General features: G+C 52.2%; 19 protein-coding genes and 1 riboswitch. Of the genes, 12 read left to right on the forward strand and 7 right to left on the reverse strand.

From position 1 onward, the window contains the following. Positions 1 to 21 precede the first annotated feature (21 nt). Positions 22 to 930, reverse strand: a complete 909-nt coding sequence (locus M2298_RS07735; protein ID WP_122964931.1) for an EamA family transporter — start codon at positions 928 to 930, stop codon at positions 22 to 24. A 262-nt stretch (positions 931 to 1192) separates the two neighbouring features. Here M2298_RS07735 and rarD point away from each other — a divergent pair, with 262 nt between their 5' ends. Beyond that, the gene (rarD, locus tag M2298_RS07740; protein WP_173597004.1) at positions 1193 to 2101 is read left to right on the forward strand and encodes an EamA family transporter RarD; all 909 of its coding nucleotides are present in this window, start codon (positions 1193 to 1195) and stop codon (positions 2099 to 2101) included. A gap of 77 nt (positions 2102 to 2178) precedes the next feature. Here rarD and pdxK read toward each other — a convergent pair whose 3' ends face one another. Together pdxK and M2298_RS07750 are read right to left on the reverse strand one after the other, a co-directional pair. Beyond that, complete coding sequence (gene pdxK / locus M2298_RS07745; protein ID WP_122964933.1) at positions 2179 to 2991, reverse strand: pyridoxine/pyridoxal/pyridoxamine kinase; 813 nt, start codon at positions 2989 to 2991, stop codon at positions 2179 to 2181. Positions 2992 to 3162: 171 nt separating this feature from the next. Then, positions 3163 to 3333, reverse strand: a complete 171-nt coding sequence (locus tag M2298_RS07750) for a hypothetical protein (RefSeq protein ID WP_167470319.1) — start codon at positions 3331 to 3333, stop codon at positions 3163 to 3165. Positions 3334 to 3539: 206 nt separating this feature from the next. Here M2298_RS07750 and M2298_RS07755 point away from each other — a divergent pair, with 206 nt between their 5' ends. Genes M2298_RS07755 through M2298_RS07765 form a run of 3 tightly spaced genes read left to right on the forward strand, consistent with a single transcriptional unit; the run spans position 3540 to position 7253 of the window. Beyond that, entirely contained in the window at positions 3540 to 4241 is a 702-nt protein-coding gene (locus M2298_RS07755) for an ABC transporter ATP-binding protein (protein WP_122964934.1), read from the forward strand. A gap of 24 nt (positions 4242 to 4265) precedes the next feature. Beyond that, positions 4266 to 5714: an ABC transporter permease gene (locus tag M2298_RS07760; protein WP_122964935.1), complete on the forward strand. Its 1449-nt coding sequence runs from the start codon at positions 4266 to 4268 to the stop codon at positions 5712 to 5714. An 18-nt stretch (positions 5715 to 5732) separates the two neighbouring features. Next, on the forward strand, positions 5733 to 7253 hold the full coding sequence (locus M2298_RS07765; protein WP_173597005.1) for an HlyD family secretion protein: 1521 nt from the start codon (positions 5733 to 5735) through the stop codon (positions 7251 to 7253). A gap of 84 nt (positions 7254 to 7337) precedes the next feature. On the opposite strand, the gene M2298_RS07770 is transcribed toward M2298_RS07765, so the two are convergent. Both M2298_RS07770 and M2298_RS07775 read right to left on the reverse strand, forming a co-directional pair. Further along, a complete protein-coding gene (locus tag M2298_RS07770) occupies positions 7338 to 8012 on the reverse strand; it encodes a hypothetical protein (protein ID WP_280648416.1) in 675 nt (224 codons plus the stop codon). Beyond that, positions 8009 to 8809, reverse strand: a complete 801-nt coding sequence (locus M2298_RS07775) for a class I SAM-dependent methyltransferase (RefSeq protein WP_217021568.1) — start codon at positions 8807 to 8809, stop codon at positions 8009 to 8011. The genes M2298_RS07770 and M2298_RS07775 overlap by 4 nt, the downstream gene beginning before the upstream one ends. Before the next feature lie 196 nt (positions 8810 to 9005). Here M2298_RS07775 and M2298_RS07780 point away from each other — a divergent pair, with 196 nt between their 5' ends. From M2298_RS07780 to M2298_RS07790, 3 genes are all read left to right on the forward strand, one after another. Beyond that, positions 9006 to 11051 carry a hypothetical protein gene (locus M2298_RS07780; protein WP_173597008.1) on the forward strand — a complete coding sequence of 682 codons (2046 nt, stop codon included), beginning with the start codon at positions 9006 to 9008 and terminating at the stop codon, positions 11049 to 11051. A 71-nt stretch (positions 11052 to 11122) separates the two neighbouring features. Beyond that, on the forward strand, positions 11123 to 11320 hold the full coding sequence (locus M2298_RS07785) for a hypothetical protein (protein WP_217021567.1): 198 nt from the start codon (positions 11123 to 11125) through the stop codon (positions 11318 to 11320). A gap of 39 nt (positions 11321 to 11359) precedes the next feature. Then, the gene (locus M2298_RS07790) at positions 11360 to 12187 is read left to right on the forward strand and encodes an EcsC family protein (RefSeq protein ID WP_217021565.1); all 828 of its coding nucleotides are present in this window, start codon (positions 11360 to 11362) and stop codon (positions 12185 to 12187) included. Here M2298_RS07790 and M2298_RS07795 read toward each other — a convergent pair. Beyond that, on the reverse strand, positions 12184 to 12729 hold the full coding sequence (locus M2298_RS07795; RefSeq protein ID WP_173597010.1) for a GNAT family N-acetyltransferase: 546 nt from the start codon (positions 12727 to 12729) through the stop codon (positions 12184 to 12186). The two genes, M2298_RS07790 and M2298_RS07795, sit on opposite strands and share 4 nt — an antisense overlap. A 92-nt stretch (positions 12730 to 12821) precedes the next feature. After that, the gene (locus M2298_RS07800) at positions 12822 to 13265 is read right to left on the reverse strand and encodes a flavodoxin (protein WP_063229726.1); all 444 of its coding nucleotides are present in this window, start codon (positions 13263 to 13265) and stop codon (positions 12822 to 12824) included. Positions 13266 to 13420: 155 nt separating this feature from the next. After that, positions 13421 to 13610, forward strand: a riboswitch (Lysine riboswitch). A 103-nt stretch (positions 13611 to 13713) separates the two neighbouring features. On the opposite strand from M2298_RS07800, the gene dapD reads away from it, so the two are divergent. From dapD to M2298_RS07825, 5 genes are all read left to right on the forward strand, one after another. After that, positions 13714 to 14424, forward strand: a complete 711-nt coding sequence (gene dapD, locus M2298_RS07805) for a 2,3,4,5-tetrahydropyridine-2,6-dicarboxylate N-acetyltransferase (RefSeq protein WP_173597011.1) — start codon at positions 13714 to 13716, stop codon at positions 14422 to 14424. Positions 14425 to 14438: 14 nt separating this feature from the next. Beyond that, positions 14439 to 15653, forward strand: coding sequence for an aspartate aminotransferase family protein (locus M2298_RS07810; protein ID WP_122964944.1), 1215 nt, complete (start codon positions 14439 to 14441; stop codon positions 15651 to 15653). A 3-nt stretch (positions 15654 to 15656) separates the two neighbouring features. Continuing rightward, positions 15657 to 16790: an N-acetyldiaminopimelate deacetylase gene (locus tag M2298_RS07815; RefSeq protein ID WP_122964945.1), complete on the forward strand. Its 1134-nt coding sequence runs from the start codon at positions 15657 to 15659 to the stop codon at positions 16788 to 16790. Between the two features lie 290 nt (positions 16791 to 17080). Next, complete coding sequence (locus M2298_RS07820; RefSeq protein ID WP_173597014.1) at positions 17081 to 17677, forward strand: hypothetical protein; 597 nt, start codon at positions 17081 to 17083, stop codon at positions 17675 to 17677. 113 nt (positions 17678 to 17790) lie between these two features. Continuing rightward, positions 17791 to 18153, forward strand: coding sequence for a DUF4912 domain-containing protein (locus M2298_RS07825; protein WP_063229721.1), 363 nt, complete (start codon positions 17791 to 17793; stop codon positions 18151 to 18153). Positions 18154 to 18193: the final 40 nt, after the last annotated feature.

The raw sequence follows: 18193 nt of genomic DNA on the forward strand, positions 1-18193 counted from the left end.
TGGACTGACACGCTTTTTCGGTTACATTCCTTTTTTCTCCAGGACATGCGACGGAGCAAACAGTTTGCGCCATTTGATTTGCGGCACGCAGATGGCAGCCAGGATCATCAGAACGCCGCTCCACTGGGAGAGAGTAACTGTTTCATGCAACACGAAGCTGGACAAGAGAACGACCGTCGGCAATTCGACTGCGCTCAAAATCGTCGCAAGCCCGTTGCCGATCCGGGGTACGCCTACAGCCAGACAAAAGATCGGGATGACGGAGCCGAATACAGCGACCAGCAAGCCGAGCGGCAGCAGACCTTCCAGCAGGCGTCCGTTGAGCAAAAACGTTGGCGGATAGACGATGGACAACATGACGGCAGCCATGCTGATCGTAATCGCGCTGCGCAAGTAAGGATTCATGCCGGGCAGGACGCGGCCGCTGAAGAAAATGACCAGGGCAAAGGTAGCGCCAGACAGCAGTCCGTAAATCAGGCCAGTGACGCTCACGTTTTGCAAGCCGCCTTCGCTAAGCCCGCTGGCGAGCACCGTTCCCCCTCCCAGCATGAGCAGCGAAACCCATTTGGCAGCTGACGGCCACTTGCGATCGACCACGGATTCGAGCAAAACCCCGATCCAGGTGAATTGGAACAACAGGACGATCGCGAGCGAAGCAGACACGCGGCTGACAGCCTGATGGTAAAAAATGCTGGTAGAAGCCATCATCAGACTGACAGGCGCGAGGATCAGCAAGTATTTGAACTGGAATCGTTCCCGCGAGAAGAACAAGGCCGCCACAATCATGATCAAGCCGCCGAAAACCAGTTGACTTCCGCTCATTTCATAGGGAGTGAAGCCCAGGGCAAATGCGTGTTTCATGAACAGCGACAACACGCCATAGCTGCATGCGCCAAACAAAACGAACAGAACAGAACGCCAGTATGTCATAGGTAAAAATTCCTTTCTTATGACTAAACTCGGTTGAATAATGCCTATTGTACACCAGTAAGAAAAATGGTACAATGAAAAATTTAGCTTTGCTTTATTGTGTTACTGAGGTAATCAACTATCTAGGTAACTCACTACTATGGTAGCGAAGGAAAGTATCTGAAACGCTTATATTGAGCATGAATACATAGCCGTTTGGCGGCAATTCCGGTACACTACTCTATATGTGTGGCACATGGCAAACTCGGTGGAGGCAGAAAAAATGAAACAGGGGATCTTTTATGCGGTTGCGGCGTATTTTGCATGGGGTTTGCTCCCTCTGTACTGGAAGCTGTTTCAGTCAATGGGTGCATGGGAAATCCTCGCTCACCGCATCGTCTGGTCCGTTCTTTTTGTCGCAATCATTATTCAGGTAACGAAACGCTGGAAGACGATGTGGGGCTCGGTAACCGGGGGGAAGATGTTCGCGGCTCTTGCCATTTGTTCGCTTCTGATCAGTGCGAACTGGCTGATTTACATTTGGGCGGTCAATAACAACCAGATCATGCAAACAAGCCTCGGCTATTACATGAACCCGTTGTTTACCGTGTTGCTCGGCGTCATCTTTTTAAAAGAAAAAATGCACGCAGGGCAGTGGGTTGCGCTCATTCTGGCAGCCTGTGGCGTCCTGTTTGTCACCTTTCAATACGGCGAAGTTCCGTGGATCGCGCTCTCTTTAGCCGTGACGTTCGCATTTTACGGTCTGGCGAAAAAGCTCGTAAAGCAAGAAGCGATGATCGGGCTTGCCTGGGAGACTTTGTTTGTCGCTCCAATCGCTCTCGGCTATTTGCTTATGCTCCAGGCGAACGGAACGGAGACGATCGCGACTCTCGCCTGGTGGCAAATGTTGCTGCTTGCGCTCGCAGGAGTTGCGACTGCGATGCCGCTGTACTGGTTTGCACAGGCTGCCGTGCGCTTGCCGCTGTCAATTGTCGGTTTCATCCAGTATTTGTCTCCGACGATTTCTTTGCTCACGGCCGTCTTCCTTTATAAAGAACCGTTTACAACCACGCATTTGATCAGTTTTGCCTGCATCTGGTCTGCGCTGATCATTTTTACCGCAAGCTCGATGCGCAAAAAAACGGCCGCTGCTCCGATCAAACAGGAAGTGGCGATCAAAAAGCAGGCGTGAACGTGAACGAAAAAACTCCTGACCAGTTCCGAGGCATATGCTTCGTCTGGTCAGGAGTTTTTTGTTTGCGCAAAAGCTTAGGCTTGCTGTTTGCGGCGATACGCGCCATGGTCGGTTGGACCGACGTACTGATTGAGGGCAAAGGAGTGGCGAATCGCTTCTGTAATGAAATCTTTCGCGACAGCAACGGCTCCGCGCACGGAGTTGCCTTTTGCCAGCTCGGCACAAATCGCAGCCGAGAATGTGCAGCCTGCTCCGTGGGTAAACGTAGTGTCAATGCGCTCGGACTCAAGCACTTCAACAGATTGGCCGTCATAGAAAACGTCGACGGCATGGCCGCCTTCCAGCTTGGTGCCGCCTTTTACGACAACGTAAGCGGTGCCGAAGTCATGAATGCGTTTTGCCGCTTCTTTCATATCATCAACGCTTTTCAGCGCGCCCATCTCACTGAGGATGCCCGCCTCGAACAAGTTCGGGGTTGCCACAGTCGCACGCGGAAGCAGAACTTCACGCAAGCTGATGGCGATTTCCGGGTGGAGCGCTTCAGCGCCTTTACAGATCATCACCGGGTCAACGACAACGTTTTTCAATTGGTATTGTTCTATTTTGCGGCTAGCAAGCTCTACCAGTTCGGTTGTACCGAGCATGCCCGTTTTTGCTGCGTCTACGCCGATTCCGGCCAGTACCGTCTCGATCTGCTTTTCGAGGATGGCCACATCGATCGGAAACACTTCATGGTTCCAGTTGTTGTGCGGGTCTTGGGCCACGATGACAGTAAGCGCTGTCAATCCGAATACGCCAAGCTCCTGAAACGTTTTGAGGTCTGCTTGTTGTCCAGCTCCGCCGCTGGTATCGGAGCCTGCAATCGTGAGTGCTTTTTTCATGGTCATTTTGATTATCTCCCTTATGTGCAGCAGCGAAGTGAATGCAGATCTTTACTGTCATGCACTGTAATGTCTCCCTCTATATTAAGAGGAAAAAAACGGCGATGTCAATAATATCTCCACAAATAAAAAACCGCTTCCCCGAGATGAGGAGCGGTTGCAGATGTGTGTATGCAATTAATTGGAAGCAGCGTGGTGGAAGGAAAAGCTGATTGGCGTGGACAGAGTGCGGGAGCGCTTGGTAGCGAGCTGTTTGGCTTGCTTCGCTGCTTCAAACATGCTTGGTGCCTTGATGATTTCCACCCATCTGCGCGTTGCGGTTTCAAATAAAAAGCGGTAGATTGTCATCGGTCATCGACCCTCCGTGTTTTCTTCACTCTCTTATTGTAGTACGGATTTGGCAGCAGTTGGTTACGCGTTTGTTACATGATTTTGAAGATCTTGCATCTTTTTTGTAACAAAACAAGGGAAAAATTGTTTTTCAAAAAGCCGTTACGTTTTGAACGTTTTTGCGTCTTTAGTATGAGAAATGAACGAATGAGGTGCTGTAAAAGATGGCCAACACAAAAGGAGAGCTGACAGTAACCGGGGTCAATCACAGCTACGGAACAGGGAAACTCAGGGTGCCCGTACTGTTTGATATTAACCTGCACATCAACCGCGGCGAGTTTGTGGCTCTGTGCGGTTCGTCCGGTTCAGGGAAGTCCACACTGCTGAATCTGCTCGCGGGCCTGACCAAGCCGGAAGAAGGAAGTGTGACGGTAAGCGGAGAGGAGATCTCCAAGTTTAGCGAAAACCAGTTATGTCTGTTTCGGCGCAAAAACATGGGCTTCATTTTCCAGTCGTACAATTTGCTGCCCAACCTGACTGCGCTGGAAAACGTGGAGCTTCCGCTGATCTTCGCGGGCGAAAGCGTCAAGAAGCGTCGGGCGAAAGCGACGGAGATTTTGAATCGCGTCGGGCTGGATGGGCGGATTCATCACCGTCCAAACGAGCTGAGCGGTGGTCAGCAGCAGCGTGTCAGTATTGCGAGAGCGCTGGTCAACCAGCCGGATATCATTTTGGCTGACGAACCGACGGGGAATCTCGATTCGAAGACGGAGCAAGAAATCCTTCATCTTATGAGGGAAATGAACAAGGAAAATGGGACTACGTTCATCATCGTTACCCATGAGCAGGAAGTAGCAGAACAGTCCGACCGCGTGATTTACTTGCAAGACGGCCGGGTTGTACAAAAAAGGACGAGACCAGCGTAGGCGAGGGTATGAGGTGAACATATTGTGAAGGTAATAGATTCGTTTCGCATCGTCTGGAGAAATCTGTGGCGAATGAAGCTGCGGACGGCTCTGACGTCCGTCGGTGTAATGATCGGAACGGCGGCCATTGTTGCCATGATGGCGCTCAGTCTGGGCCTGAAGGAAAGCGCTGTGAAAAGCTTGGAAAACTTCGGGAACCTGACGGAAATGGACGTCGAGCCGATGTATTACAATCAGGAAAAGGACGAGCCGATCCCGGATGACCAGCGCAAGAGGCTGAACATGGAAGCCGTGCAAGAACTGAAAAAGATCCCGGGAATCGCCAGCGTCATGCCCGTCAAGCGGCTGAACGAGCAGGCGAAGCTCAAAGTAGGCAGGCGCGAGGGCTACGTGGAGCTGGTAGGGGTAGACGTGAATGAATCGGCTGCCTACCGGAAAAACGATGTGGAAAAAGGGAACTATTTGACAGGCTCTCCGCAGGAAGTTGTTGTGGCGTACGATGTTCCAAGAGAAATGCGCGATGTGGAAAAAGAAAAACGCGAGGCGCGCAGACGAAATTCCGGAGGCGGCAGGCAGTCCGACATGCCGCCGGATATGATGGGCGGCGGTGGCGAGGGAGCAGCCTTCAACATCGTCGACAAAGCGGCCACACTCGTTTTGACGCGGGAATACCGCATCGACGACGAACCGAAGTTTGAGAAAAAAGAACTGCGGGTGAGAGTCGTCGGACAGTTGCGCAAATCGGAAAACTTCCGATACTCCAGCGCTGTGTACGTGCCGCTCAGTGTCGTCAAAGAGCTGAACGATTGGGTCAACCGCAGCCGGGGCAACGAGAGCGATGAAGGCTCACCGCGCCGTACGCGCGAGCAAGCGAAGAAAGACACGTTCGAATTTGACCAGATGACCGTCAAGGTGGAATCGCGCGAGCAGGTAGAGAGCGTTGTCAAAGCCTTGAAAGAAAAAGGCTACGAAGTCTGGTCGCCAGCGCGCGAGCTGGAAACGATCAACAAATTTTTCTTCGTGATTCAGATGGTCTTGGGCGGTATCGCGGCGATCTCCTTGCTGGTAGCCACGATCGGGATCGTCAATACGATGATCATGTCGATTTTGGAGCGAACGAAAGAAATCGGCATCATGAAAGTGATTGGCGCAACGGTATTCAACATTCGCTGGCTGTTCCTGATGGAGTCGGGCTTTATCGGTCTGATCGGTGGATTGGCCGGACTTGGCATGGCCTGGGGCGCTGTAGAACTGGTGAATTATTTCGGAGCCTCGGGCGGCATCATGGACAGTTTGAACATGGGGTATGGCGGAGGCGGACCGGAAGGCGAACCGAGCAAATTGGCAGTCATTCCAGCCTGGCTGGCACTGTTTGCCATCGGCTTCTCCTTTGTTATCGGTTTGCTCGCAGGGATTTTCCCGGCTATTCGGGCTTCCCGTTTAAGCGCACTTCAAGCGATTCGATCAGAATAAGAAATGTGGGGAACGAAGATGAACAAGAAAAAATGGATCATACTGGCAGCAATCGTGGTCGTTCTGGGAGGGGGCGGCTACGGTGGCTACGCATACTACCAGTCGCAAAACACGGTGGCAGAAGAACCGCCGGCAGAAGAGCCTTCCTTCCCGACGGCTGTCGTAGATGTAGGGGAAGTGAAGAAAACGATTTTCTCTTCCGGGACCGTGGAAGCAAAAGCGCGTGAGGAAGTCCGTTCCGAGAGCAGCGGCAAGGTGCAGAAACTGCTCGTGAAAGAAGGACAAGCGGTGAAAAAAGGCGACGTGCTGTTTACCGTAGACAGCATGGACGCCCAGCTTGAATTGCAAAAGCTGGAGCTGGGGATCACCCGCTCGCAAAAAGAGTTGAGTGAGCTGAAAAACAAGAAAGACCGGATTGTCTCCAACAAAGCCGGGAAGGTGAAAGAACTGCTCGTAAAAGAAGGAGACTCGGTTACTCCTGACACGGTTGTAGCGAAGCTGGTCAACACCGACAATTTGAAGATTGTCGGGAAGTTTACGGCGTTTGAAGCGGATCAGTTCCGCGTCGGCCAGCCTGTGAAGGTGTTTGTCACCGCCTCTCTCTATTATGTGGATGGAGTGGTGACGAAGGTCGACAAGATCGGGAAAAAGGAAAAAGGCGTGGGTGGCGTTCACGACGTCGAAGTGCTGGTCAAGAAGCCGGGTGCACTCTACGCAGGAGATATCGGGCAAGTTCAGTACACAGACCCTAAAGGGGTGCTGTACATGAGTCAGCAAGCCACTCCGTTTGAATTGTCGGATGAAATGGAGATTTTGGCCGGAACGCATGGCAAGATCGGAAAAGTGGAGATTGACAAGGAAGACGAAGTCAAAAGCGGACAGCTTTTGTTCAAAATGGATTTGACCGATTCCGAGCTGGAACTGAAAGACAAAGAGCTTTCCTTGAAAGAAGCGCTGCTGAACCTGGAGCAGAAAAAGCGGGAAATCGCCAAAAAGCAAGTGGAAGCGCCGATCAGCGGGGTCATCACGAAGCTGAATGTCAAAGAAGGCGAAACCCCTGGTTCTGAGCCAGTTGCCGTTATTATGGATACTTCCTCTGTTTACTTTGTAGCTGCGGTAGATGAGATGGATATTCCAGCGATCAAGCTCGGCCAAAGCGTAGATGTTTACTTGAATGCTTTTGGCAACAAGCCGTTCAAAGGGAAAGTCACCGAGCTTCCGAAAGAAGGGACAAAAGAGGACAAGTCTGTTCGCTTCGCCGTCAAGGTGGAGTTGAGCGAGGCTGCCGATATGAAGCACGGCATGACGGGTGACTGCGATATTTACGTCGGGCAAAAAGACAACGTGAAGCGATTGCCGCTGAATGCCGTTGAGGTCATGGAAGCAGGACATGCAACCGTCATGGTCAAAGACCCGTCGTCTGGAGAGCCGACACCGAAAGAAATTGAGATCGGACTGGAAGGCGCGGACTTTGTAGAGATTGTCAATGGCCTGAATGAAGGCGAAGAAGTATTGATGATGAATCCGGAAGGCATGTAAGGATTACAGCACGAGATGCAACGAGAAAAGACAACAGCCTTGTGTACCCGTCTTGCAAACGGATCGCGTTGGCTGTTGTCTTTTTTAGCGATAGCGGGTCAATGAAAGTCTCTCGCAGACGTTTGAGGTCAAGCTTTTCAAAGGATGAGCCACCAGCTGGCCAGTCTCGCGGCTGAACTGCTCAACTGCCGGACCCATGGACAGCTGCGCCGCTGCCAAGGCTATGCCAGGGCGGGCAAGTTGAAGGTGATGGAGCGCTTCCTTTATTTTGGCGTAGTATGCTTCTTGTCTGTTTGCCATCAGCAGGTCAAACGAATTTGCGATGATGTGAAGCTCGATTGCGGGATCGCTCCCGGCTGCTTGCGCGTAGCTCCGCAAGCGGTTCATGGTCGGCTCGACTGTGGCCGGGTTGCTGAACAAAAGCAGCTTCGCACCGGGATCAAGCGACAGCTCCTGAAGAAGCGGGCCGTCTATGGTGAAAATGGGAACCGCGAAGCTGGCCTCGTCTTCTGGGGTTAGGTAAGAAGCGTACTGGGTGCAGGTGATGATCACGGCGTCTGCCGAACATCGACTCATCCACTGCAAATGGTCGCGCAGTTTCGCGTGCGCCTGCTCAATTGCAAGGGCAACAGCTCCTGTGCTTTGCAAAAGAATGCCCGGATCGACGAAATGAACAAGTTCGACGTCGAACGCGGCGAAGGCATCGGCTAAAAGCGCAATATTCGAATGGTGCGCGTGCAAGCAGGCAATTCGCTTCATCGGCTGGCATCCGGCTGCAAAGAGGTTGGCGTGGCTTCCTTGCGGGCGATGAAGCGCAGTCGCTTGTAGTCCATGACCCAGCTGCCAGCGTGGAAAAGCGCCGGGCGCAGCAGCTCCGTTACCTCTTCGCGGATGTCCGTCCTCGCTTGCGCGGACAGTCCCGCGAAAAAAGGGCTGCAAAAGGAATCCAGCCAATGCTGTAACCCCTGATCGCCATCTGGCAGGGTGGTTGGTCTGTCGAAGTGGGAGGCCAGTGTGACGCGAAAGCCTTGCTTTTCCAAAAGGGCAGTGTACTCGCCGGTGCTTGGAAAATACCAGGGAGAGCGCTCATCTGCCGAAATATTGTGCCGACTCAATGCGATCCGCAAAGCTTGGAGGATGTATTCGCAGTTGCCTTTTCCGCCAAGCTCGGCAACGAAGCGTCCGCCGGGAACGAGCAGCTGCCAGACAGACTGAATCACTTCCTGCGGCTTTTTCATCCAGTGCAGCGCCGCATTGGAAAAAACAGCGTCATACAGCTCGTTTGACTGATAGGAGTGGGCGTCGGCTACGGAAAAGGCAATCTGTGGATATTTTTGTTTGGCTGTCTCGATCATGCTTGCGGAAAAGTCGATGCCTGTCACCTTGGCGCCAGCCTCTACCAGTTGCGCGCTCAAATCCCCGGTGCCGCAGCCTACATCGAGAATGTTTTCGCCGGGCACGGGGGAAAGCCACTCCAAAAGTCCTTTGCCATAAGCGGACACAAAACTCATCTTGTCATCGTAGAGCTTGGCATTCCATTGATTCGTGAGACTCATCTGTCTCCCTCCTTTTCTCTTGTTTTACCAGTTTTATAGGTATAAATCAAATCTATAAAAATGATCAAACGAATAGTTTTTACCTATGTGCATGGCGCGGAATTTTTTCAAACGGCACAGGAAATCAGGCTCATTTTGTCGAAGAAAGACGAGTGGAAACACTACAGCGAATGCAAAGAAAGGTAGAGAATATTCCGTGAAAAAATGGGTTGTAAAAGCACTTCTTGTGTGTCTGGCTACTGGCACCTTTTTGTCGGGAGTATCGGCTCCGCCAGCCATGGGAGCAGGGGCTGCAACATCTATGAAGAAAAACAGCCAAGTAGCAAAGCCCGTTTCGCAGCCTGTTCACAATATGATTATCTTTAACGACTATCAAGTGGCTGGCCAGGATTCAGGAGGGTGGAACTGGGTAAAAAATGACGAATTTATCCTTCCGCCAGATACTCCTCTCGATATCGACCTGCTGCAAACGACGTATGGTAGCGGCACGAACCTCAATAAAAGCGAGGTGATGCTTGACGGTGTTGCCATGCCGGAGTACCAGGCCGAACAGCAGTCTTCGCAAAGCACGTTCCGTTGGCAAGTTCCCCGCTTTTCCATTCCGGCTGCCAAATTGACGGCTGGCCTGCATACACTCACGTTTGTCGTATCAGATGCCAAAGGGCAGAAAAGCACCGTGCATGTGCGCTTTCAAGTAGAAGCGCAAAACTACCCGAGCGTTTTTGAAGGGGAGAAGGCTGAGGGCGAGGAAGTTCCAGCCGGCCGTCAGACAGTTATTTTCGGCATGATGGGCTCTACGAATTTTGCCAGCACGGTTCCGGGAACGTGGAAAATGACCAACAAAGCAACAGGTGCCGAGCTAAAAGCGGTACCGGGAACCGTTTTTGCGACGGGAACGCTGGCAAATGGAGAATACGATCTCGTGTTCACTCCCGATGACATGAGCATGAGCATCTGGACGACAAATATTCGCGTCGGCATGGCGGAACTGTACATGGGAACGGACGCCAATGGTCAAAAGCTCTCGCAAGGCCAGCAAATCTCTGCCCCTGCGGCTCCGGGAGTGGTTCCGCTGTATTCTCCCGTTGCCGGACGCTGGTCGGCGAATGGGACAGGACAGACTTTGACCGACTCCCAGCATTTCGAGGTGGCGATTCCGGAAATGATGGCGGGAATGACGATGACGGTCACTTTTGAGCCGAATCAGACAACCAATCCTGACAACATCTGGGGCAGCTCAGCAACGGAAGTAAAAATTCAGGTTCCCGGTGCGCCCAACTCGTGTGATTCAGCGAGTGCAACTGCGACGATGGATGTGCTGATGCAGCAAAATGCGCAATCCTCGATGATGGTCGAGCGGGAAAATTTGTCCTCGTCCGATATTACCGTGAAGCTTTACCAAAGACCTGTACATGTGATCTGGCTGGCGACAGCGGCGGAGCATGTGGAGCATGGCAGTGAAGCGTCAGACGACGAAGGGCCGGGCTTCTGGGCCGTTGACAACGTGGTGGTGGATGAATCGAAGCTGAACTGGGATCATACAGCGCTCCTGCTGTCCAGCTACAAGCCAGGCCGACTCAAGGTGAACTATTACAGCAAGCGGGAGCCTCGCCAGTCGTGGTGCGGCTATATTCAAGTAATTGAAGATGTCCGGCCAATCCCGGCTGTCCCCGCCTGCGACAAGGATGAATCAGGCTTGGCTCCTACCCAATCGCCGCTGCTGTTGATCAACAATCGCGGCAAGGAATATCGCGACGGGCAGACCATTTCAGTCAATTCCTTGGCAGAGCTGGACAATGACAGAGAGCTGCGGCTAAAAGCTACGTACGCAAAACGCAGCGGAAACAAAAAGCTGCGGGATGGAACGGGACGCAACGGCACGGCTTACTACATGCCGAACCTCGTCTGGACGTACGGAGAGACGCCAGTTGGCTCCAATCAGACGACTGTTGGAGCGACGATTTCATCCGACAACACGGTTCAAGTGTTTTATGAAGGACAGGAAATCGCGCTTTTCGAGTCAGACCCGGATGATGAATACGAAGATGAGGGAATGTCATCCCTCGATTTGCGGCAAATTATCGAGGACAACGACGGAAAAGCAGGCGTCTACACAATCAAGGTGACCAACCATCTTACGTACAAGACTTGCTCGCTTGTGCTAAAAGACAAAAAATACGTGAAAGACTTGAACGTCCAGGAACGAAATGAAACCATGTCTCTGAAAGTAGAAGTGAAATAAGCAAACGTCCCCCTTGCAATTGGCAGGGGGGTTTTTGTTGGGAAAAGTGCTCAAAGGGGAGGGCAAGCGAGATGACCAGTGAACAGATCGCCATTCTGAAACAGTTCGGTTTTTGCATCGAAGGGGAGCAAGTGAAACATTTGAAGCTGGGAATCGTAACAGACAGTAAGGAATTTGCACGCTTTTCCACGCCTGAGCAGTTGCAGGAGCATATCAAACAGCTGCTTCGCAATCAGTGTTTATGGAAGCAAAAGCGCGGCGAGCAATAGAAACAGAAGAGCGGAAAGGTGTGGGAGGGATTGGGACAGATGGAGTCGAGAGCATATTTGCAGCAGGAGCTGGCAGCGGTAGAAGCATGGGAGAAAGATCAAAACGACTTGTGGTTTTGGGAAAAGCTGGGCAGGCTTCCTTTCGTCTGGCTGGATAAAATAACGCCCAATTTCGTCAGGGATAAGCTGGGAACGGCAGTAGACGAGATGGCGGCATTTCTTGAAACGGGAGGGACGTATCTCGTTTCGGATGCGGCGATTTACAGCAAGTTCGCTCAGCGGCTTGAGCAGGAGCAATCCGGTTCGAGGCAGCCGCGAGCAGAAGAGGTCGCAGGAGCGCCGCTTGTGCTCATGGATGAAGTGGCTCTTAATCTGAAAGAGTCGCGGGCGACTTTTGCCACGGTGCAAGGTGCGACGACGGGGATCGGCGGAATTTTTACATTGGCTATCGACATTCCGTTGCTTTTGGGCACCTCGTTGAAAGTATTGCAAGAAATGGCCCTCTGCTACGGATATCGGCCAGAAGAAAAGCGAGAGCGCCTGTTCGTGGTCAAGTGTCTTCAATTTGCTTCCTCGGATATTGTCGGGAAAAAAGCGATCCTGGCTGAGCTTTCCCGGTTTGACGAGCCAACTGCGCAGAAAGACGTCATCGCGCAATTGCAAGGCTGGCGGGAGGTCGTCGTGACGTACACCGAAAATTTCGGGTGGAAAAAGCTGTTTCAGCTGGTGCCGATTGCGGGTATTTTGTTCGGAGCGTACTTGAATCGTTCAACCGTACAGGATGTCGCCGAAGCGGGGAGAATGCTTTACCGCAAGCGGCGAATCCTGGAGCGATTGCGGGCACAGGAAACAGCGCAGCGTGATTAAGCCAGGTCTTCGGCTGTCAGCGCGAAAATCAGATGATCTTCCCACACGCCGTTGATCTGCAAGTAGTGCAAGGACAACCCTTCCTTGCGAAAACCGTTTTTCTCCAAAACGCGAATAGAGGCCGTATTGCGAGGCATGACAGCGGCTTGCACGCGGTGCAAACCGGCTTCTTGAAAGGCGAAAGCGAGAGCGAGCCTGACGGCGGCTGTCGTGTAGCCTTTTTGGTTGCAGCTTTGATCCATGAAGTAACCGATGGTTGCGTTTTGCCAGGCGCCGCGTACGACGTTTGACAGGGCAACACGGCCGATCATGTCGTCCGTTTCGCGCAGAAAGACGCCAAAAGCGTAGCCTGTGCCAGCGGCAAAGTCTTTTTCCGCCTGGGCGATTTGTTCCTGTTGGCCCGTGAGCGTCAAAAAGGAAGACGACCGAATCGGTTCAAAAGGTTGCAAAAAAGCATGATTACGCAGCCGAAGCTCAAGAAGCTCGGCTGCGTCGTCCATGCCCAGAGGTCGCAGATAGACCGTTTCTGTATGTAGCGTCATGATATCAATCCTCCCTGGAAAAAGTCGGATCGACATTGTACCATGACTTGATTTAAGTGGAAAGGCTTTTTCTTTTCAGCGGCCTTCTGGTCTTAGCCCAGCAATTCGGAGAAAGAAACGCCAAACGCCTTGCAGGTTTCCACTTCTTTCGCTGTAGGGGACAGCTCGATTTTCAAGCCTTCAAGTGGTGTTTCCGCACCGCGCTCGCTCGCCTTTTTCAAGAGAGTATCTACGGCAGCGCCAACGTGCTCGTAAGCGGAATCGCAGGAACCGAATGCGACTACTTTTTTGCCAGTCAGATCGATGTCGTCCATCTCTTCGTAGAAGTCCAGGCACTCGTCCGGAAGATCGCCGTCGCCCCAAGTGTAAGCGCCGAGCAGGATGCCATCGTAGTCCTCAAGCTCCTTGGCTGTTGCGTCCATCACTTCTTTTATCTCCAGCTCTTTTCCTGTGGATCGAATACCCTCAGCAATCGCTTCAGCAATCTCTTGTGTGTTTCCAGTCATGCTTGCGTAAACCATCAAAATGCGGCTCATAAGGTTGAAACCCTCCAAATAAGATAATGAAAATCATTCTCACAAAAATAAGATAATGAAAATGATTCTCGTTGTCAACGATTTTTTTTCTTTCTATAAAGCTGTTGCCACATGGGAATGATTTTGGTAGAGTTAAATGAAATTATAATATTGGAAGTCTAAATAGAGGTGCGCCGAAGAATAGTACATCTTTTCGTCATCTGCCGGGGGGCGGGAAAAGGAGGAAAGGCTAAAGCGCCGAAGCGGTTGTTGTTCCCCTCGAACAGCAGCGGCTGGGGTGGCTCATGAACAATGAACATCCTGTCACAAAAGACGATTGTCTTCTTGTGGAGCGCTATTTACGATTTGCTTGGGCAGTTTGGAAAGCAATGAGATAGCGAATGCACTCATTGCTTTTTTTAGTCAATTTAAACAAGGCAAGGTTTTGATCAAAAAGGAGGATTTACCTGTGAACATGATGGATGCAAATGAAATTATCGCGTTTATTCAAAAAAGCGAAAAGAAAACACCTGTGAAAGTATACGTGAAAGGCAATCTGGAGGGCATTGACTTCGGTGCCAGCGCAAAAACGTTCATCACTGGCTCTACTGGCGTCGTCTTTGGCGAGTGGAAAGAGATCGAGCCTGTTTTGGCTGCAAACGCCGACAAAATCGAGGACTACGTGGTAGAAAGCGACCGCCGCAATTCCGCGATTCCATTGCTCGATACAAAAGGCATCCAGGCTCGCATCGAGCCGGGCGCGATCATCCGTGACCAGGTTACCATCGGAAACAACGCGGTGATCATGATGGGAGCTTCGATCAATATTGGCGCGGTAATTGGCGAAGGCACGATGATCGACATGAACGTGGTTGTAGGTGGACGCGGTACAATCGGGAAAAATTGCCACATCGGCGCTGGTTCTGTCATTGCAGGCGTTATTGAGCCGCCTTCCGCACAGCCGGTTGTTGTCGAAGACGATGTCGTGATCGGTGCCAATGCGGTTATCCTCGAAGGCGTTCGCGTAGGAAAAGGCGCGGTCGTAGCAGCAGGCGCGGTCGTGATTGAGGATGTGCCGCCATACGTGGTTGTTGCGGGCACACCTGCTCGTGTCATCAAACAAATCGACGACAAAACTCGCTCCAAGACGGAGATCAAGCAGGAGCTACGTCAGCTGTAGGGGAGAGAGCTCACATGGACTGGCGTACGCTCGACGAACAATACATCGTCTCTTCTTATAAACGTTTGCCTATCGCGATCGCCAAAGGGGAAGGAAACTACCTGTACGATACAGCGGGCAACAAGTATTTGGACCTGTTTACGGGCCTGGCAGTCAATGTGCTGGGCCACTCCCACCCGCGGATTGTTCAGGCGCTGCGCGATCAGGGAGAACGTTTCCTGCACATTTCCAACGTATTTTTGAACCAGCCGGCGATCCTGTTGGCCAAGCGGCTGGTCGAGCAGACGATCCCGGGAAAAGTGTTCTTCACCAATTCCGGCGCAGAGGCGACCGAGTCCGCGATCAAAATGATTCACAAATGGACGAAGACCGACGGAGCGGGACGCGAAGGGATCGTCGTCTTGCGCAACAGTTTTCACGGCAGGACGCTGGGCGCCGTTCGGCTGACCAGGCAAGCGCACGTCTATCAAGATTTTCCGCAGCCGGATTTTCCCGTGTACGAGCTTGATCCGGAGGACACAGCCGGATTGCGCGCCATCTGTCGCGAGGCAAAGCCAGCAGCCGTCCTGATGGAGCCTGTTCTTGGCTCCGGGGGTGTCGTGCCTTTGTCTGTAGACTTTTTGCGCGAGGTGGCGACCATTTGCCAAGAGGAAGGCATGCTGTTTGCCATGGATGAAATCCAGACAGGCATGGGACGGACGGGAAAACTGTTTGCCTACGAGCACGCAGGCGTGACGCCAGATTTGATCCTGTTTGCCAAAGGAGTAGGCGGCGGACTTCCGCTCGGTGGCGTCATTGCCGGGACGAAGCTGATGAACCAGTTCAAGCCGGGAGATCACGGCACGACTTTTGCGCCGTCTCCGCTTTCGGCTGCTTTGGGCAATGTCGTGCTGGACGAACTGCTCGATCCCGCATTTGCAGCGAGCGTAGACGAAGTGATTGCCTACCTGTGGGCTGGACTGGAAGCACTGCGTGAGCGCCTCCCGGAACAGCTTCAGGCGCTGCGCGGCAAAGGCATGATGGTGGGAATCCCGCTCAGTGCTGCTCCCGAAGAGGTCAGCCGCTTGCAGCAAGCCATGCTGGATCGGGGAGTTCTCGTGGATGTGACGCAAAAAACGATTGTTCGCTTGCTGCCGCCGCTCACTTTGACCAAGGAAGACGTAGACCGTTTCCTGGAAAGCTTTGCAGCGGAACTGGCTGAGCTTCAAGGGGCAAAAGGGGAGGCGTAAGCGATGACGACATCTTTGTTTACCCAAATTCGCCGCGATCTGCACCAAATTCCCGAGCCGGGCTTTCAAGAGGTAAAAACGCAAAAGTATTTGCTCGATTACCTGGAGAAGCTTCCGCAAGATCGGCTGGAGATCAAGACATGGCGCACCGGGATTTTGGTCAAGGTTGCCGGAACCAATCCGAAGCGGACGATTGCCTGGCGGACTGACATGGACGGCTTGCCGATTGCAGAGGAGACGTCCTATCCGTTTCGCTCGTTGCATGAAGGGTATATGCATGCGTGCGGACACGACATGCACATGGCGATTGCTCTCGGGCTGCTGACGCATTTTGTGCAGCAGCCGATCGCAGATCACCTGCTGTTCCTGTTTCAGCCGGCGGAAGAAGGGCCAGGCGGCGCCCTGCCGATGATGGAGAGCGAAGAGTTTGCGCTCTGGCGGCCCGACTGCATTTTTGCCCTGCACATCGCTCCCGAGTATCCTGTGGGCCATATTGCTACAAAGCCGGGCATTTTGTTTGCGAACACGTCCGAATTGTACATCGATTTGGTCGGAAAAGGCGGACATGCGGCGTTCCCGCACAAAGCAAATGACATGGTAGTTGCCGGGAGCCATCTGGTGACGCAGCTACAGTCGATCATTTCGCGCAACATCGACCCGCTCGATTCCGCTGTCGTGACCATCGGCAAGCTGGAGGGCGGAACCAAGCAGAACATCATCGCCGAGAAGGCGCGGCTGGAAGGGACGATTCGCACGTTCTCGACAGAGTCCATGGCTCTGGTCAAAGCGAGGATTGAATCGCTAGTAAAAGGGATCGAGGCCGGTTTCGACTGTACAGCATCCATTGACTACGGCGTGGGCTACTGCCAGGTGTACAACGAAGAAAAGCTCACGACAGCGTTCATGGACTGGGTTCGCGAGCATGGGGAGGATGTGACGCTGATCGCCTGCAAGGAAGCGATGACCGGAGAAGACTTCGGCTACTTCCTGCAAGAGATTCCCGGCTTTTTGTTCTGGCTGGGCGTTCATACCCCCTACGGCTTGCATCATGCCAAAATCGAGCCGAGCGAGGAAGCGATCGAAGTCGCGATTCGTCTCGTCTCCCGGTATTTTACCTGGCTTTCGCAGCAAGACTAGCGTGCGACGGCAAAAGAAGAGCGGCTGTGCTGGCCGTTCTTTTTTTATCGGCCAATACCAATAGTGTGCGGACGGCCATATGCCCGCATTGTCAAGAGTCCGGAGTGGTTATTCACAAAATGGTGAACAAGTCTTTCTTCCTGTGCGGCCGTTGCTTGTGGATTCTGTGGATATTGTTGAAAAAACTTGTCTTTGCACCACAACTATTTGCCGTTTTTCACGTATAAACTAGAGAGAAGAAATTCCGGAAGAACAAGCGCTGCCGCGCACACATACAGGAGGATTATGACATGAAAAAAGCATGGTTATCGGCCTTGTTGGCGCTGACTGTAGCGGGAGTCGGGACTACCGCTGCTTTGGGAGAAGGTGCGTTGCGCGTATTTGTCGGCTCAGAAACGATTGCGAGTGACATGCCGGCTTCCAAAGCTGATTCGATTGAATCGTTGGTCAATAAGCTTGGCGGATTCGTCGATTACGATCAGAAAACAGGAAAGCTGCAAGTAGTCAAGCCCAATGTAAACATCATTGTCCTGGAAGGGATTCAGCAGACACGCAACAAAACAATCGTGTTCAGCAACCCGATCAAAGGCTACAGTGACAAAAATGTTCCGCGCACCTTCAACGTCTTTGTCGAAGTGGACGAAGCTCCCGTCGCCAAAGACTTGCGTATACAACTGGTTCTGATCGGACCGGATGGCAAAGAAGTAAGCAGAGGAAAAGAGCTGAAGTATTCGACGCAAAACGCGAACAGCTTCTATTTCGCCGAGCCGTTTGTTTCGACCAAGCTGGAGGACTACGGCAATTACAAGGTGCAAGTCCAAATGAAGTCGGAGAAGTTCCCTACGTATGTCGTAGTAGGCGAAAACACTTTTACGGTAGGGCGATAAATTAAATGGCTTGGAAACGTTCCCACTTGGCTTGGTCACATGGTATAATAGACTGAATAAACCAATATACATGTTGAAAGCAAGTACATGAAAGAAAGGAACGATGGGAGCAGATGGAGACAAATCCCCCGCGATCGTCCACGGATGTAGAAGGCCCGAGTATACACATTGCCTGGAAAGATGAGCATTCGATTCAGGCAGAGTGGAGTATGACGAAGGAGTTCGAGCAGGAAGTGGAGAAGAAATTTGCGATACCTTTTGCCGAACTGCCGTTTGTCCTGCGCCTTTTTGACGTGACTGAGCGCAAAGAGATCCGTAACGATGGCACAGACCTTTACACTGATTTTGATATTAATCACCGCTCTTCCGAATGGATTTTGTACGGAGTCACGCAAGGATTGGAATATTGCGTCGATCTCGGCATTCGGATGGTGGATGGAAGGTTCTATTCGCTGTCAAGATCTCAAATGATTTGATCAACGTGCTCGTTTGATTTGGCTGTTTGGATGTGTGATC

The sequence above is a fragment of the Brevibacillus sp. 1238 genome (assembly GCF_029892995.1).
GTDB classification, from domain to species: domain Bacteria; phylum Bacillota; class Bacilli; order Brevibacillales; family Brevibacillaceae; genus Brevibacillus; species Brevibacillus parabrevis.